General features: G+C 37.1%; 15 protein-coding genes and 1 pseudogene. 7 read left to right on the plus strand and 9 right to left on the minus strand.

Features of this window, described 5'->3' with window-relative positions; translation table 11 throughout:
• The first annotated feature begins 1 nt into the window (after position 1).
• Both FVA72_RS10635 and oppF read left to right on the plus strand, forming a co-directional pair.
• Positions 2 to 991 (plus strand): ABC transporter ATP-binding protein, encoded by a 990-nt coding sequence (locus FVA72_RS10635; RefSeq protein WP_036957694.1) that lies wholly within the window; start codon positions 2 to 4, stop codon positions 989 to 991.
• Entirely contained in the window at positions 988 to 1,989 is a 1,002-nt protein-coding gene (gene oppF, locus FVA72_RS10640) for a murein tripeptide/oligopeptide ABC transporter ATP binding protein OppF (protein WP_004254119.1), read from the plus strand. Before FVA72_RS10635 ends, oppF begins: the two co-directional genes overlap by 4 nt.
• A 90-nt stretch (positions 1,990 to 2,079) precedes the next feature.
• Here the strand turns inward: oppF and FVA72_RS10645 are convergent, their stop codons facing one another.
• Entirely contained in the window at positions 2,080 to 2,412 is a 333-nt protein-coding gene (locus tag FVA72_RS10645) for an HI1450 family dsDNA-mimic protein (protein ID WP_004254123.1), read from the minus strand.
• Positions 2,413 to 2,434: 22 nt separating this feature from the next.
• Positions 2,435 to 3,895 carry a cardiolipin synthase gene (cls, locus tag FVA72_RS10650; RefSeq protein ID WP_094960524.1) on the minus strand — a complete coding sequence of 487 codons (1,461 nt, stop codon included), beginning with the start codon at positions 3,893 to 3,895 and terminating at the stop codon, positions 2,435 to 2,437.
• A 287-nt stretch (positions 3,896 to 4,182) separates the two neighbouring features.
• Here cls and FVA72_RS10655 point away from each other — a divergent pair, with 287 nt between their 5' ends.
• Both FVA72_RS10655 and FVA72_RS10660 read left to right on the plus strand, forming a co-directional pair.
• A complete protein-coding gene (locus FVA72_RS10655; RefSeq protein WP_004254127.1) occupies positions 4,183 to 4,356 on the plus strand; it encodes a YciY family protein in 174 nt (57 codons plus the stop codon).
• 127 nt (positions 4,357 to 4,483) lie between these two features.
• Entirely contained in the window at positions 4,484 to 5,203 is a 720-nt protein-coding gene (locus FVA72_RS10660) for a TonB family protein (protein ID WP_110591766.1), read from the plus strand.
• Positions 5,204 to 5,285: 82 nt separating this feature from the next.
• On the opposite strand, the gene yciA is transcribed toward FVA72_RS10660, so the two are convergent.
• Complete coding sequence (gene yciA / locus FVA72_RS10665) at positions 5,286 to 5,720, minus strand: acyl-CoA thioester hydrolase YciA (protein WP_004254136.1); 435 nt, start codon at positions 5,718 to 5,720, stop codon at positions 5,286 to 5,288.
• Positions 5,721 to 6,010: 290 nt separating this feature from the next.
• Between yciA and FVA72_RS10670 the strand changes: the two genes are divergently transcribed.
• Entirely contained in the window at positions 6,011 to 6,208 is a 198-nt protein-coding gene (locus tag FVA72_RS10670) for a YqaE/Pmp3 family membrane protein (protein ID WP_004254139.1), read from the plus strand.
• Positions 6,209 to 6,267: 59 nt separating this feature from the next.
• Here FVA72_RS10670 and FVA72_RS10675 read toward each other — a convergent pair whose 3' ends face one another.
• Positions 6,268 to 6,825, minus strand: coding sequence for a septation protein A (locus FVA72_RS10675; RefSeq protein ID WP_004254142.1), 558 nt, complete (start codon positions 6,823 to 6,825; stop codon positions 6,268 to 6,270).
• A 225-nt stretch (positions 6,826 to 7,050) separates the two neighbouring features.
• On the opposite strand from FVA72_RS10675, the gene FVA72_RS10680 reads away from it, so the two are divergent.
• A complete protein-coding gene (locus FVA72_RS10680) occupies positions 7,051 to 8,853 on the plus strand; it encodes a SulP family inorganic anion transporter (protein ID WP_110591765.1) in 1,803 nt (600 codons plus the stop codon).
• Between the two features lie 49 nt (positions 8,854 to 8,902).
• Here the strand turns inward: FVA72_RS10680 and FVA72_RS10685 are convergent, their stop codons facing one another.
• Positions 8,903 to 9,655, minus strand: coding sequence for a YciC family protein (locus FVA72_RS10685; RefSeq protein WP_096863786.1), 753 nt, complete (start codon positions 9,653 to 9,655; stop codon positions 8,903 to 8,905).
• 404 nt (positions 9,656 to 10,059) lie between these two features.
• Here FVA72_RS10685 and ompW point away from each other — a divergent pair, with 404 nt between their 5' ends.
• Entirely contained in the window at positions 10,060 to 10,710 is a 651-nt protein-coding gene (ompW, locus tag FVA72_RS10690) for an outer membrane protein OmpW (protein WP_094960528.1), read from the plus strand.
• Positions 10,711 to 11,042: 332 nt separating this feature from the next.
• Here ompW and FVA72_RS21715 read toward each other — a convergent pair.
• The 4 genes and pseudogenes from FVA72_RS21715 to trpB all read right to left on the minus strand — a co-directional run bounded on the left by FVA72_RS21715 (position 11,043) and on the right by trpB (position 17,898).
• Positions 11,043 to 12,725, minus strand: a pseudogene (locus FVA72_RS21715) (ShlB/FhaC/HecB family hemolysin secretion/activation protein).
• 534 nt (positions 12,726 to 13,259) lie between these two features.
• Positions 13,260 to 15,407 carry a filamentous hemagglutinin N-terminal domain-containing protein gene (locus tag FVA72_RS10705; protein ID WP_094960529.1) on the minus strand — a complete coding sequence of 716 codons (2,148 nt, stop codon included), beginning with the start codon at positions 15,405 to 15,407 and terminating at the stop codon, positions 13,260 to 13,262.
• 494 nt (positions 15,408 to 15,901) lie between these two features.
• Positions 15,902 to 16,708 carry a tryptophan synthase subunit alpha gene (gene trpA / locus FVA72_RS10710; RefSeq protein WP_094960530.1) on the minus strand — a complete coding sequence of 269 codons (807 nt, stop codon included), beginning with the start codon at positions 16,706 to 16,708 and terminating at the stop codon, positions 15,902 to 15,904.
• On the minus strand, positions 16,708 to 17,898 hold the full coding sequence (gene trpB, locus FVA72_RS10715; RefSeq protein WP_094960531.1) for a tryptophan synthase subunit beta: 1,191 nt from the start codon (positions 17,896 to 17,898) through the stop codon (positions 16,708 to 16,710). Before trpB ends, trpA begins: the two co-directional genes overlap by 1 nt.
• Between the last annotated feature and the right edge of the window lie 30 nt (positions 17,899 to 17,928).

The following is a 17,928-nucleotide window of genomic DNA, read 5'->3' on the forward strand; positions in this document are numbered from 1 at the left end:
TATGTTAAATAACTCAATGAAAAGCCCTCTGTTATCCGTGAAAGATCTCAGTGTGACATTTGCAACTCAAGATGGTGAGGTTACCGCCGTAAACAAATTGAACTTTGAATTAAGTGCGGGGGAAACGCTTGGCATAGTTGGTGAATCAGGCTCAGGAAAATCACAAACTGCTTTCGCACTCATGGGCTTACTCGCCAAAAATGGCAGAATTAATGGCTCTGCAATGTTTAATGGCCGTGAGATTTTGAATTTAAGAGAAAAAGAATTAAACCGTATGCGAGCGGAAGAGATTTCAATGATTTTTCAAGACCCAATGACATCATTGAACCCTTATTTGAAAATTGGTACACAGCTGTCGGAAGTTCTCATGTTACATAAAGGCATGAGTAAAAGAGAAGCTTTCGAAGAATCAGTTCGTATGTTAGATGCCGTTAAAATGCCTGAAGCACGTAAGCGTATGAATATGTATCCACATGAGTTTTCAGGAGGAATGAGACAACGCGTCATGATTGCAATGGCCCTGTTATGCCAACCAAAGCTGTTAATTGCTGACGAACCCACGACAGCACTTGATGTGACTGTACAAGCGCAAATCATGACGTTGCTCAATGAGTTAAAACAAGAGTTTGATACTGCAATTATTTTGATCACCCACGACCTTGGGGTCGTCGCAGGGGTATGCGATAAAGTCCTAGTGATGTATGCAGGACGTACGATGGAGTACGGTACTGCGAAGGATATCTTTTATCATCCATCTCATCCATATTCACTTGGCTTGTTAGCTGCTGTTCCGCGCCTCGATGGTGATGACGAAAGTTTAGCTACCATTCCCGGCAATCCGCCTAATTTATTACGTTTACCCAAAGGCTGCCCATTTTCACCTCGTTGCCAATATGCAGTTCAGCAATGTGTTGACCAAGAACCTGCATTAACCACATTTGGTCAAACGCGGTTACGTGCCTGCTTTAAGCCACTGGAGGAATTGGTATGAGTACCCATGAAAATAGGCCAGTTTTACTCGAAGTGAATGACCTTAAAGTCCATTTTGAGATTCGAGATAAAAAACAGTGGTTTTGGCAACCAAACAAAAGCCTTAAAGCGGTAGATGGCGTAACACTTCGTTTATATGAAGGTGAAACATTAGGTGTAGTCGGGGAATCAGGGTGCGGTAAATCCACTTTTGCTCGAGCACTTATTGGGTTAGTTAAAGCGACGGATGGTACGGTAAGTTGGCTTGGGCAGAATTTATTAGGTAAAACTGATAAAGAGTGGCGCAGTGTTCGCAGTGATATTCAAATGATTTTCCAAGATCCACTGGCTTCGCTTAATCCGCGAATGACCATCGGTGACATTATCGCTGAGCCATTAAAAACCTATCATCCTAAAATGCCACCATCACAAATCACAGAAAAAGTGAAAAAAATGATGATGCGGGTTGGCTTATTACCAAATTTGATTAACCGCTATCCCCATGAGTTTTCGGGAGGGCAATGCCAGCGTATTGGTATCGCAAGAGCATTGATTTTAGAACCTAAACTCGTGATTTGCGATGAGCCAGTTTCTGCATTAGACGTGTCAATTCAAGCACAAGTTGTTAATTTATTGCAAGAATTACAACGCGAAATGAAATTATCGCTAATCTTTATCGCGCACGATTTGGCGGTTGTTAAGCATATTTCTGACCGTGTCTTAGTGATGTACTTGGGGCATGCCGTAGAGCTTGGTACCTATGATGAGGTATACAATAATCCCTTACATCCTTATACACGCGCATTGATGTCAGCAGTGCCCGTTCCTGATCCCGATAAAGAAAAAAATAAGGTAATAGAACTTTTAGAGGGTGAATTGCCATCACCCATTAACCCACCTTCAGGTTGCGTATTTAGAACCCGTTGCCCATTAGCGGATGAAGAGTGTGCAAAAACAAGGCCATTATTAGAAGGGAGTTTCAAACATGCGGTGTCTTGTTTGAAAATTGACCCATTGTGATTGTTTTCTCATGATGGGCGAAAGGGAATGGTGTCTAGGGGGCTTCTACTTTAATTAATCCAAAAGGGACGAAATGTCCCTTTTAATCAACTATTTCTTCCAAAAAATATGGTGAAACGGTTTAGAAGGGTGGCGGCTAATTAATACGCGAGCAAAAATATCGTCTAATTCGGCGTCAGGGCTTTGAGCTAACCCAATAACCACTTCACTTAATTGGTTTAAATTAAGCTCTTCAGTAATCATCTCTTGCCAATTAAGGGTAACAGGAACAATTTCTGCGGCACCTAACTCTTCAAACTGCAAAGCAAAAATTAATTGGTCAGCGGGCTCTAAATTATCCATTGCCCCTTCAAGAAAAAGGTCATAAGCCATTTCAATGATGTCATCTTCATCGATTAAAGGTGTATTTTGTATTTCAGTCATGACCTTTCCTAATTAACTTAATTTATAACAATGGGCTAAAGAAGTAGCAAATGCGCTCAACGACACGGTTCCAGAACGGGCGCTGTTCCCATTCTTCAATTTCTAAACGAGTTGAACGCGCAATATAATCATACTGAACTAGCGTGAGATCGCTACCAAAACTTTTATCATCAATAACCACTGTTATTTCAAAATTGAGCCATAAACTGCGCATATCAAGATTTACTGAACCAACAAGGCTAAGCTCGCCATCAACCAAAACACTCTTCGTGTGTAATAAACCGTCTTCAAATTGATAAATCTTAACACCAGCAGCTAATAATTCACTGTAAAATGAGCGGCTTGCCCAGCGAACAAGGAATGAGTCATTCTGCCTTGGCATAATAATACTGACGTCGACACCTCGCATTGCTGCTGTACAAATTGCATGCAAAAGGTCATCACTAGGCACAAAATAAGGGGTGGTCATGATCAGTTGTTTGCGCGCAGAGAACATCGCGGTCATCAGTGACTGTTGAATCAACTCATCAGGGAAGCCCGGTCCTGAGGCGATAATTTGTGTTGTATGCCCATTCGCTTGTTCAAAAGGCATAATATTACTGTCAGGCGGTGGTGGAAGTACGCGTTGGCCGGTTTCCATTTCCCAGTCAAAAGCATACACGATACCTAATGTGGTACTCACAGGGCCTTCCATACGTACTAAAATGTCAACCCATTCACCAACCCCTGAATCTTGTTTAAAATAACGAGGGTCAACCATATTCATACTGCCTGTATATGAAATATAGTTATCGATAACTACTATTTTACGATGTTGACGTAAATCCATTCGACGCAAGAAGAAACGCATCAAATTAACTTTTAATGACTCTACAAACTCAATACCTGCAGCACGCATTTTTTCGGGGTAATCGCTACGGAAAAAATGCCAACTTCCCGCGGAGTCCACCATAATCCGGCACTTAACACCGCGTTTAGCGGCATTAAGTAAGGCTTCGGTAACACCGTCGACTAAACCACCCGGTTGCCAAATATAGAAGACCATTTCAATCGAGTGCTGGGCATTGTTGATGTCGTTGACTATCGCTTTTAATGAGTCTTCACAGGTAGTTAAAAGTTGAATTCTATTGCCTTTAACACCAGCAATACCTTGGCGTTTTTCAACTAACTGAAATAATGGTTCAGCGACGGGGCTATTATCAGTGGCGAAGATATGTTTTGAAGTTCGTAAGTTTTCTAACCATGTCGCGACGGAAGGCCACATATCATGAGCTTTATCGACTCGACGTTTACCGAGGTGAAGTTCACCGAAGGCGACATAGGCAATAATCCCGACTAATGGCAGAATATAAATGATCAGGAGCCATGTCATGGCTGAGGTGACCGGCCTTCTTTTGACTAAAATGCGGACTGTAATTGCTGCAATAATTAGCCAATATAGGAAGAACAGAAGCCAACTCATAAGTGTATAGACGGTTGCCATAACGGGTCAGATGCCTCACTGATAAGAAAAAGGTTCAAAAAAAGATAGATTAGCTAAAAAAACTGTTAGTAAAATATCAACTTAATAGAATTTAGCAAAATTCTGCAGTAAAAGCTTCGTGAAATAGAGTAATTTGTTAGGAAAAATAGTTTCGTTAATTGATTTTATCATCATGAAATTAAAAGCAGTGCACCGAAATGACATAAAAAGTTCCTCTTGGTTCTTTTTTTCAAAGGAATATAATATTTTTTTCTAATAACTTTTAGACGATAAAAGGACACAATTAAATGAGACGTAGTAGGCATGAAGTAGGGCGTTGGCGTATGTTAAGACAATCCCTACGTCGCCGTAGACGCTGGCTAGAAGGGCATTCAAGGCGAAACATGCGCATCTATGCAATGCGTAAAATTGACATTTACCATCGTCGGCATTCCCTGCTTTTTACCCAATGGATTGAGTAAGGTTATTACAGCGTACACTCACATTTTTCACTTTGTATGACAAACCTTATTGAATATGATTGCTATTTGCATTTAAACTATCAGTCATATTCTTTTTTGGTAGACAGGTGTAGGGTAGAAATTGCATATGCGTTGGATGCGTTGGACTTTAATTATCGTCGTTTCATTATCTATTCATGCGGGTCTTGCAATGGCATGGATTTTTAATCAACCTAACTTGGTCAGAGACCCTGAACCATTGACGATTTCTATGATTGCTTTTGCCGCCCCTGAACCCGCTTCTGATCCCGTTGAGCAGGTTGAAACACCGGTAGAGCCAGAACCAGAGCCCGTTATAGAACCTGAACCCGAACCGGTAGTTGAACCTGTTATTGCATTACCCAAGAAGAAACCTGAGGTAAAGAAAAAGCCTAAGCCAAAACAGGAAGAAAAGAAAAAAATTAAAGAAGATGTTAAGCCAGTTGAAAAGCAATTGGCGATGAATAATCTTAAATCAGACGTTACTGCGCCGAAAACGAATAACAGTCCAATTAAAACTGCAAACAATACAGGGGCAAGTAATAGTCAATCGACTAAGAAAGGCGGCCCGAGGGCTCTGCATAAACAAGCTCCTTCCTATCCTGAACGCGCGCGTCGCTTAGGTAAAGAAGGATATGTGAAAGTTCGTTATGATATTGATGATGGTGGACGAGTGACAAATATTGAATTTGTCGAAGCCTCACCTAAAGGTTTATTCGAGCGGGATGTTAAACGTGCAATGAACCGTTGGACTTTTGAAAAGCAACCTGCAAAAGGCTACGTGACTGAAATTTATTTCAAATTAGATGGCACTGTTAGCCAAGTCTAATGGTTAACATTAGGTTGTATAAAAAAGCACCACAGCAATGATGGTGCTTTTTAGTTTTTACATAATGAGCGGAGCTAAAAACTTATGCTTCGTTAGTTTTTTGATCTGAACTCGCTAACTGAAAATGTTGTTTTTCTTTGGGTAATGAACGTGAGGTACTATCATCATTAACTGCGACATAAGTAAATACCGCATCAGTAGCACGATAACGTTGCCCAACAGGCTCCGTTGCGACTTTTTTTACCCAAACTTCAATATTAATGGTAATTGAGCTTTTTCCTGTTTTTAAGCAACGTGCATAGCAGCAAACAACATCACCAACTGCAACGGGCTTTTGAAACTTAATGCCATTAACTGCCACAGTAACAACTCGTCCGAGCGCTATTTCTTTTGCTAAGATAGCCCCACCAATGTCCATTTGTGACATTAACCAGCCACCAAAAATATCACCATTCGCATTAGTATCTGCGGGCATGGCTAATGTACGTAAAACCAACTCACCGTTCGGCAATTGCATATCTGACTCTTATTAAAAGGGTTATTACTTTTGATTTTGCATTTATAACAAATTACATATGCAATAGTAAACCTGAACCATACAGTTATTGATTGATAATAGCTATTTGATTGAATTGCTGCAAAAATAAGACAAATATGGTACCCATTATTAATAAACAGCGTCTAATTCTTGGTAAAAAGATCAACTTTTGCAAAGAAAAAGCAAGAAGTGTTTTTTATATTTAGTCAGTTGATTGAATTGGCTATAATCAATAATATAAATTTTATTGATTAATTTAGAGGTATGAAATGAGATTGTTACTGGCAATATTATTACCTTGGTTGCAATTTTTTACGATAGGGCGCCCCTTTGCTGGGGTCATTTGCTTAATTCTACAGATCACGTTAATTGGTTGGCTACCCGCTGCCATATGGTCGGTATACGCATTATCACAGTACAATACAGATAAAAAAATTGAAAAAGCATTTGGTGACAAGCGCTATTAATAAGAAAAAAAACCTGCTAATCGATAGACAATTAGCAGGTTTTTAACTCTAATTTTTAATTATTCTTCGTGTTTTTCTGCAGGCTCTTTAACCATATTTTTAAAAATATAGACCACACTCAGTACTGTAAATATTAATGTTCCCGCTGTCAGACCAAAGACTTTGAAATTCACCCAAATATCTTGCGCCATCCAGAAAGCAACATAAATGTTTAGTAATGCGCAGAAAATAAAGAATATTGCCCATGCACTATTGAGTTTGTTCCAATAACTATCTGCTAATTTTATTTCTTGATTACTGCCTAACATGCGCTGAATTAGGGGCTTTTCAGTAAACCATTGGCTAAAGAGTAATGCGCCAGCAAACGCAGCATAGATGATAGTGACTTTCCATTTAATAAAAGCATCACTGTGGAAAATAAGGGTTAACGCAGCAAAACTCATCACAATTGCACAGGTGATTTTTGCAACTTTCTCAACTTTTTTATAAATAAGGTAGGTTGCTAATAACGCTAAGGGAGTGGTAACCATTAGTGCGCCACTCGCATAGAAAATATCGTATCTTTTATAGACTATAAAAAAGATTACCAAAGGAATAAAATCAATAAGTTGTTTCATAACAGTGAATACAGCGCCTCAACGTAAAGATAATGGAGTAGTTTAACCGATTTTGGCTTTAATTGTTAAAAGTTTGCACCTTTTTACCAATAAACATGTTTTGTTACCAATCATATTTGCACTATTTTACGATTATTTGACTTACTTCTAGATAAACTTTATTAGTTCGGATATAAGTAATACATAAAATAATTTAACTTGCTAATTTATAGGTACTTTTCTCCCATGATAAAGGCAAAGCTATTTGTCTGGATGCCAGGTTTAAAAACGCTATTTAACTATCAACGTACAGACTTAGGCCCTGATGTTAAAGCGGGTTTGTCTGTCGCTGCAGTTGCTTTGCCAGTGGCTATTGCCTATGCCGAATTAATGGGGGTGAATGCCATAGTCGGATTATACTCATGTATTTTACCAATGTTTTTCTATGCGTTATTTGGGACGTCGAAACAATTGATTATCGGGCCTGATGCCGCAACATGTGCTGTAATTGCAGCCGCAGTCGCACCACTCGCAATGGGGGATGAAACCGTTCGTTGGCAACTGATTATTGTCATGAGTTTTATGACTGGGGTTTGGTGTTTGATTGCAGCAAGGTTTCGTTTAGGTACCTTTGCTGATTTTTTATCGAGACCGATATTGCAAGGTTTATTAAATGGGGTAGCTCTTACGATTATAGTCAGCCAAATCAGTAAAATATTTGGTATTACGACTTTACCTTCAGGGTTTATTGAACGCTTAATAGCGTTTCCATTAGCGCTAATGGAAACACATATTCCGACATTATTAGTAGCTATTGCAACATTGGTAATCACCTTAGTGATTAAACGAGTAAGGAGTAAGTGGCCGTCCCTATTAATTGCAATGGTTTTGGCTACAGCAGCCAGTATTCTATTTAATCTTGAGCAATATGGCATTAGCACGGTTGGGGATTTAGGTGAAGGACTTCCTTATATACCTATGCCTGATTTTCCGCCAGGGTTACTCAGAGATCTTGTCATTCCATCATTAAACTTAGCAGTGATTAGCTTTGTAAGCTTTATGATGACAGCGCGAAGTTTTGCAAGCAAAAATGGCTATACCGTGGATGCAGACCAAGAATTAAGAGCATTAGGAATGGCAAATATTGCTTCTGCTTTTGGTCAAGGTTTTGCAGTGAGTGCTGCGAGCAGCCGTACAGCAGTTAATGATATGATGGGAGGGAAAACACAGTTGGTTTCCCTCGTTGCCGCGGTGACCATCTTAGCTGTTTTACTTTTTTCTATGAATTTATTGGAATATATCCCTATGCCTGCTTTAGGGATGGTTTTAATTATTTCAACTTATTCCTTGCTCAGTTTCCGCAGTATTTTATCAATGCGTAAACGCAATAGAGAAGCTTTTTTCTTATGTGTTTTTACTTTATGCGCAGTGTTGGTAGTTGGTTTGATTAGTGGGGTAGGTTTAGCCGTTTTATTAGGTTTATTACAGTTTATCCGAATTATATTTAGGCCAACAGATCAACTATTAGGCGTTGATGAGCATGGTATGTTGCACTCGATGACATCAGAAAATGATATTCAAGAAGTTGATGGCGTCCTAATTTATCGTTTCAATTCTCCGCTTACCTATTTTAATGTGAATTACTTTAAAGAACGGTTAAATAAACATTTAGATAATCAACGTAAAAGACCCGCTTGGGTGATTGTTGATGCTGCTGTCAGCTTTACGCATAATGATGTGAGCGTATTTTCCACATTGAATGATATTGTGACATCTTTGAAGGCGAAAGGGGTGACTTTGGTATTAGCTGGGCGTAGAACTTCTCTTAATCGTTGGTTAGAACAAAATAAAATCAACCGTTCAGATGATGATTTATTGGTGGTACCGGATATTTATTTTGCGATCCGTTTAATTCAAAGTAAGCAGCAAATTCAAATGAAATGTGTGGAAGAAAGAAAGACACAAGAGAGTGGGAAGGACCCAGGCTCATTAGAATATGATTGCGAAAATCGAATAGGACCAACGAATATTAACTCAGATAAAGTTTAAAAATAACGTAAATAAAAAGGTATCAAATGATACCTTTTTATCAGCGAGATCAATTTTTTGTGATTAGCATATATAAACGATAAAAGTAAATTAAAGCAAATGCGGCTACAACATTATTGAGTAAAAAGGAGATACCATTAATCGCAATATGATTCATATTAAGGTTACCCAATAGAACACTGATAAGCATTTGAACGGCCATCCAAATTAAAATCATCGGTAAAGCGACACGCCAATTTGCATAAGCCAATTTCCAGCTTTTTCCCATCGCACTAAATGGGTTGGTGTTTTCTGTCATTAAAATTGCTGGCGCTAAGGAAAAACCAATGGCTAGCACGATACCAGGTAGAACCATAATTGTGATGCCTAATTGGATAAGCAGCGAGCAAACGACCAACAGAAGAAACATAGAAGGCGCTTTGTTCAGTGATGATGTTATCGCTTGAAGCCCTGTCATATCTTCGCCACGAGACATCCCTGAGATATAGGATAATGTGCCACAAATAAGGAACAAACTGCCAAGAGTGACTGAGAGAATCAATCCAAAAGAAACGCGCAAAATACTACTTTTATCTTCTTCAGATAGATTTAGAATCCAGTCTTGTAACCCCGAATTACCAGATTCAATCATTTTACTTTGTGCTTGAGCAAGAACACCTATCATCTGTTCACTAGGGATCATCATCGCATAGATGACAAGGCTTACCACGGTGGCTAAGAGCACAATGGTGAGGAGGCCACTCAATTGGTTTTTAAAGAAATTGATACTATCACTGATGAGTGAGTTGGCCGAAATGGACATGACACTGCTCCTATCTACAAACGGGATCAAAATTTTAATCTAATTGTAACTGAGTATCACGCCTAGAGGTAGAGAAAGATAAGAAAATTCGGGAGGTTAAGAAAAATATATTGCTCATGATGATCGAATGTAATTAACCCAAGAAATGAATTTATATAAATTGTATTTTTTATGCATGTTTAAGTTTTGAAATAAATATCTATATTTAGAAATCAAATTTTTATTTTGTTAGTTACTTTATAAAAATTGATTTAAATCAAAAATAAAAAAACAATAAATGAAATAATAAATCCATATTTATTGGTTTACCTATAAATTAGTAAAAGATGTGATCTTGATTTGAACATCAATTTAAATAATACGGTATATTTTCCTAAAATAAAAACATAGGAATGGGATTGATAATGAAAAAACTCACTGCGCTTGTATTAGCTGCTGCAACTTTAGCTCCAGCAGTTTCTATTGCTCATGAAGCTGGCGATTTTCTTTTTCGCGCGGGTACTGCAACAGTCAGACCTAATGTCGGAGGAGATGATGTTAAAATTAATGGATTAGGTAATTTAGGTACCTTTGATGCGAATAATAATACTCAATTAGGTTTAACTTTTGGGTATATGATCACTGATAATATCGGTGTGGAATTATTAGCAGCAACTCCGTTTGAACATAAAGTTGGTACAGGCCCTACAGGTAATATTGCAACGGTAAAACATTTACCACCAACATTAATGGCGCAGTATTATTTTGGTAGTAAAGAAGATAAATTACGTCCTTATTTAGGTGCCGGTGTTAACTATACTTTCTTCTTTGATGAGAAATTTAACTCTACCGGAAAAACTGCAGGCTTATCTGATCTAGATCTATCAAGCTCGTGGGGCTTCGCGGCACAAGCAGGTATGGATTACATGCTGACTGATAACTGGATGTTAAACGCTTCTCTTTGGTGGATGAATATTGAGAGTGATGTGAAATTTAAAGCGGGTGGTGAACAGTATAAAGTTAATACTCGTTTAGACCCATTTGTATTTATGTTCGGTGCGGGTTACCGTTTCTAAGAATTTGATAGGATGCAATACAGGTAATACCTGAATTCTGAAGGACTAGAGAGAAGTAGGAAATCCGAGAATATTCGTATTCTCGGATTTTTCAATTACCATTAAGCTTGAACATATATTTAACAAATGATCATCATAAAAAACAAATTATGATAATGATATTTATAATATATTAATTAGTGTTATAGAGTGATAATAAAGTAAAGGTACTTATTGATTATCTTTATTTAGGGTAATTAATAAAAATATTGAGACTAATTACCTTGAAATAAAAAAGCCGAATACAGGGGCGTATTCAGCTTTAAGATATTATTCAAATTTACAATATTAAATTACCAAAACCATTGCACGTTTAACCCAGCATTGACGCTACTGGTTTCATATTCAGCCGGCTTATAAAGTGGGGCACCTAAGAATAAGTCATAACTAAATATATTAGCATTACCTCTCATGCCTATAGCCATTCCTAATAATTGGTCATCAGAATAGAGACCTAACGGATAAACACCGCCGAATACACGTCCATAGTCAAGAGCATAGTATGGATAGATGGAGAAGCCAGGAATATAAAAGTTAAACTCATTGCGTAAGTAAAAACCTTTGTCACCTATTAGGGAAAATTCTTCGTCAAAACCACGAACCGTCCAACGGTTACCTAACGAAAATTGATCTTGAATGGTTAAGCGGTCTCGTGAGTATTGTATAAACAGTTGTGGATTATAACTCATAATAAAATTGTCAAAGGCGAAGGGAAACATTCCTGAAATATCGGCAGTATAAACACGGCTCATTTTGCTGACATCACCATATTTCATATCCCAGCTTTCTTCGGCACCAAACCAAGGTACATTACGTTGGTAATATATTGAAGCATCGATAGTTGAATTATTGATGTTTTGACGGTGGCTAACACCGAGCTTAAGGCTGGTAAGGTCACGTTGTTGGGAAAGTAGGGTGACATCCTCTAATTTATATTTTGATTTTCTTTTAATTAATTGAATTGATGCAGTGTCTTTGAACGTTTGCCCACGCAAGAAAACATTACTCGCCGTAGCATTATAATATTTACTATCACCATAATACTTATAGCTAAATACGGAGTCATTAATAGTTTGTTTATAGTCGCTTTTGCTTGCATACAATGAAAAAAGTCAGTAGTTGTAGGGTACGGCATAATAAATTGCAGTATTACTGGTGCTGTAGCGGGCTTGGTTTTTTAAATTTTTTCCTGCTGAAACATATATTGTGTCGTTTAAACTCGTTAAATTGTTAGCATACAAAGTCACTCCGACTTGATCTTTACCCGTTTGGCGGCTTCCTGAGTTATTGTAATATCCACCTACGTTAAAGTGAGATGATTTTTCTCTTTGTATGGAAATATCAGATGTGGAAAACTCTTTACCCGGTGCTAGCTCTATATTCACTTTAGCACCCGGTATCCGTTCAAGGTTCTCTAAGCCTTGTTCGATGTCACGAATATTCAGAATATCCCCTTCTTTAGCAGGCATAATCGCACCTAATGTAATATAAGTGTCGCTACCTTCTGCAAGTTTTACATTCGCAACTTTACCTGGAATAATTTGGAGCGTTAAAATACCCTCACTGATATTTTGTTCTGGAATATTAACTCGTGTTGTGACATAGCCTGATTTAATTATTTTATCTTGTAAGCCCTTTGCTAAAGTTTCAACGCCATTAATACCAATGCATACACCAACAACTTGGTTTGCATAAGCTTCTAGAGGTCGCATAGAAGGGAGTTTAGGCTCAGAGAGTAAGATAACCTGTTTCATTTGAAAACAATCTTTCTCATCATCAAAAACTAAAATATTATTTGAACGCTCTCTAGTTTTACCTAAGGCATCTTTAGCTTCTAATTGAGTCTGTTGTTGGCGAGAACGATCTTGGCTAGCTTGGTTATTAATTTGTTGGTCAATAATTTGTGCGGTATTAGCTGATGCAGCTAAAGGCAAAGAAGTTAAAGTTGATAATAAAAAAATAAATCGAAAATTCATGTGCACCACATTAATTTTAATAAAGATTAAAGTTATTTTTATGATATAAAGACTAATAAATTGCCGATGTGATTATTTATTAATTAAATACATCAGAATTTTCTTGTTTAATCACCATCAGTCCTTTGTTTTGAAATGAGTACATGTATATCCCTATAATAAACCTATTGCTAATTTTCTTATTTTACATAATTTAATTATGCGTTAAATTTATAATAAATAAAAATTAATTAAATTGATTGAGTTAGTGTAAATGCTTTTGGGGATTACTACTGAAAATATAACTAATATAATTTAATCTTTGGTGGTTTGATTAATTCTTAATGAAATCAATGTCTAGTAAATACACTAAATTAGATTAAATAAGTTTTTTTACTTAGAGTTAAACTATTTTGTCTTGCTTTAAAAATAAGTAAACATTAGAAAGCTTTAAGGTTTGTCAATGATATTAAAATAATGGTGTATACTATTTTAATATCACTCTGTATTGGCGTAATAAAATAAGGAGGCTAGTAGCCTCCTTATTTGACCTAATTAATAATAATAAGGTGTATTTAAAACAATCATTGAACCTAGGATTTGTCCAGTAGGGCTATTGTAAATTATAGGACTTGTAATCGTAGTTTTGTTCATTGAACTTAAGCGTCCAGTGTTATTATCTACGCGAGTAAAGGCATCAATGTTTAAATCTTTGCCAGCATGAATTGAACCTGATTTGGTATTATCTAGCTTATTAAGATCTAAATTGACATCATTAGCACCTTGAATTTTTCCACTACGGTTATCAAGGTCATTTCTTAGTGTAATATTAATATCGCCTTTATTTCCAGCCTTTTCCTGTGCATCTGAAACAATCACACCAGAGTTGTTATTTATGCCATTTGCTTTGATAGTAATAGAACCATCTTTGGTATAAATACCACCCGTTTGGCCGGAAACACCGTATTTGCTAGCATAAGCATTAAAACCGCTAGCATAGCTGTTATCTACAGTTGTTGCATTAACTACGACATTAGAATCAGCAGTAATTAAACCTCTGAGGTTGTTTAAGTAAGTTGCTTTAATGTCTATATTATTTCCTTTGATAAAACCATATTGGTTGTTAAGGGAATACACATCAAACTTGGACTTACCTGCACCAGAAATTAGTGAACCTTGGTTATTAACAACATGAGCATTAATATTTAAGGCTTTTCCACTATCAATTGAAGAATAACCATTATTTACTAGGTTACTTCCCAAGGTGATATTGATTGGGCCATTGTTAGATTTAATCAATGAGTTACTATTTTGTAACGTAATAGTATCTATATCGATTCTTCTTTTTGCTGAAATTTGAGAGTTATTATTATTAGTGATAGTATTACGAGCATTTATTGTAATATCACGACCTAATAATGTTGAGTTATCGTTTGCTAGGGTGGTTGTTTCTATAGTTAAACTACCATTACCACCTGCTCGAATTCCTCGTTCGTCTGCATTAACAACATTACTACGTAAGGTATAGTTGTTATCAATCTTCCCTGTTGCACGAATTGCAATATCGCCACTATTAGTTTTGATTGAACCATTAGTATTAACAACATTTGCAGTTGAGATATTCATGTCTTTTTGAGCATGGACAATACCATTTCGGTTATCAATACTCGAAGCTGAAGCGAGTTTGAGATTACCGCCATTAGACTTAATCTGTCCATTCACATTACTTAGAACTAATCTTTGAGAATCAATATCAACATCGCCATTAGCTATAATAGTGGAATTATTATATAAACCATTGGCTTTTATATTGATGTTGCCATTGGCATTTACTTTTCCGCGTTGGTTATACACTAAGCCAGTTGAATCAATATTAACTCCACCGATTCCGGCAGCTAGGTTTCCGTTATTGGAAACACCAGTTCCACTTTCAGTTGAAATTAAGGTAATTTTGTCAGCATACATACCACCCATGGCGGCTACATCGACACCAATTCGAGTTGCATTTCCAACGCCTTGAACTTTAGTCACGAAATTACCTTTGGCATCGACAAAGTTATTACCTGCGACGACATTAATTTCTTTAGCGTGGATATCACCTTGGATCACCGCAGAACGAGCGATGATATCCGTCGGGGAGTCTGATTTTAAGCGGCTATTAATAATAATTTGGCCTTTTTCAACGTTATAGCCAAGAACTTCACCGCCAGCAACAATTGGTTTACCCGTTGTTAGAGTTACTCGGTCTGTGTTGATAAAACCACAATTATTACATGTGATACCAGATGCGTTAGCAACGATAACTTGTGCTTTATCACCTGCAACTTCAATCATTCCGCCTAGGGTACTTGCCTTATATGAATTAACTTCATTCAAAATGACTTTTGCAGGGCCATTACCATTATTTAAATTTAGGTTTCCATTGATTTGTCCGCCTAAACTGGTATTCGTATTTGTTGCGCTATTATTTAAAATAACCCCTTTTTGGTCAACATCAAATTGGCTATAAATGTTATGTGAGACACCTTTGTCACTAGCTCCTTTAATATGAACGATAGTCGGGCCATTACTTTGATTTATTACACCAGCACCATTTGTATTAACAACGGCGCCGTGAGCAACAGATATTGACCCTAAAATAACAGATACACTTAAAAAGAGTGGTTTGATTTTCATCATAGGATGAGTGGTAGGTTGTTTCATAAATATCCCTAAAATAGACTATAGATAAAATTAAAAATAGCTAAATAAAATTCCATTAAAGCATGAAGATTATCCGTGATATTTGTTTTTATTAAAATTTAATTGTACTTAAGTTGAATCATGCGGGTGCAAATAGCTTAAAATAATTATATTCTGATATAAATGGTGTTTTATATTCAGTGACTTATTATTGCTAGTAAAATCAATGGATAAGGTTTGCTCTGCTGTGGATTTGATAGGGGGATTTACCAGTGTGTAAATACGTAAGTATTATTTTTGATATTAATGGATTCGATTAGTAAATATTATGATTATTAAATTTTAGATATTTAATCAATAGCTAATTAATAGTTAATTGATATCTATTATATTTAAATTGGTTTGAAATTTAATTATAGAAGGCTAGGTGAAGTTTATTTAAGACTATTTTTTTATGATTTTAAGTAACCAAGCCATTAATTTTAAATATGACTTGATTACTATTTATTCCTTATCTATTTTTGTGTTGCTGCTTTCATTTTTGCAACGAATTCAGTTAATGATTTAAGCATAACGTCAGGGCGATGTAGGTTATTTTCAATAATTTTAACCACAGCTGAACCTGAAATTGCGCCTGCAGCACCATTTTTAATCGCTTCTTCGACTTGCTCAGGTTCTGATATTCCAAAACCTTGTAGGGCGGGAGCCGCTTTATATTGGTTTAATTGACTCAATAAGTGAGTCAATGGCATTTCTGCTCTTTTTTCAGTACCTGTCACGCCTGCACGAGATAATAAATAAGTATAACCTTGGCTATATTTCCCGATCTGTTGCAGTAGCTCATCATTAGCATTTGGTGGGCAAATAAAAATGGGTGCAATATTGTGAGCTAGCGCCGCTTCGCGAAATGGTTTTGATTCAGACATAGGGACATCTGCAACTAATACAGAATCAACACCTGCTTTTTCGCAGCGAATATAAAAATTTTCAATACCATTCGTAAAAACTAAATTTGCATAGACTAATAAGCCAATAGGAATAGTAGGGTGTTTTTCTCGAATACGACGGAGTAGTTCGAAACAAATTGTTGGGGTAATTTCACTTTTAAATGCACGCAAATTTGCATTTTGGATAGTTGGGCCATCTGCCAGTGGATCAGAAAATGGAATACCAATCTCTAATGCATCAGCACCACCAGCAATCAAAGCATCGACAATTTTTAATGATAACTCAGCATCTGGGTCACCTAAAGTGACAAATGGAACAAATGCGCCTTGGTTATTCTGAGCTAAACGTTCAAAAAGTTGGGTGTAGCGTTCCATTAGATTTCTCCTTTGCTGGCTAAAATATCATGTACCGTAAAAATATCTTTATCACCACGGCCAGACAAATTGACGATTAATAACTGTTCTTTATTAGGTTCTTGCTCTGCCATTTTTAATGCATAAGCGAGTGCATGAGATGATTCTAATGCAGGAATAATTCCTTCCTTACGTGATAATAATTTAAAAGCATTTAAGGCTTCATCATCGGTAATGGAAACATATTCAGCACGACCAATACTGTTTAAATGGGCATGCTGAGGGCCGACAGAAGGGAAATCTAATCCGGCAGAGATAGAATAGGATTCTTCAATTTGACCTTCATTGGTTTGCATCATTGGCGATTTCATACCGAAATAAATCCCGACACGGCCATGTTTTAACGGGGCACCATGTTGGCCGGATTCAATACCTAATCCAGCAGGTTCCACACCGATTAGTTTCACATCTTCTTCTGGAATAAAAGAGGCAAATAAGCCGATTGCATTTGAACCACCACCAATACAGGCAACGACAGCATCAGGTAAACGGCCTTCTTTTTCGAGAATTTGTTGTTTTGCTTCATCACCAATCATACGTTGGAACTCACGTACAATTGTTGGGTAAGGGTGTGGCCCCGCCGCGGTTCCTAATAAATAATGAGCTTTATCATAGCTGCCAGACCAGTCCCTTAATGCTTCATTACAGGCATCTTTCAATGTGGCTGAACCGCTGTAAACTGGAATAACTTCAGCGCCCATTAATTTCATTCGAAATACATTGGGAGACTGGCGTTCTACATCTTTGGCGCCCATATAAATACGGCATTTCATGTTCAGTAATGCACAAGCCAGTGCTGTCGCAACGCCGTGCTGCCCAGCGCCTGTTTCTGCAATTATTTCAGTTTTCCCCATTCGCTTAGCAAGTAGTGCTTGGCCTAATACTTGGTTAGTCTTATGGGCACCGCCGTGCAGTAAATCTTCCCGCTTTAAATATAATTTTGTTTTTGTACCTGCGGTTAGATTTTTACATAACGTTAGCGCAGTAGGGCGACCTGCATAGTTTTTTAGTAAGTCGTGAAACTCACGAATAAATTCATCATCATTCTGTGCGTCGATAAACGCGTCTTCTAATTGGTTTAATGCAGGAATAAGAATTTCTGGGACATATTGCCCACCAAACTCGCCAAAATACGGATCTAATTTGCTCATTATTTATTGTCCATTTTATCAGTTACATTA

This window comes from Providencia sp. PROV061, assembly GCF_011045655.1.
In the GTDB taxonomy this organism is placed as follows: domain Bacteria; phylum Pseudomonadota; class Gammaproteobacteria; order Enterobacterales; family Enterobacteriaceae; genus Providencia; species Providencia hangzhouensis.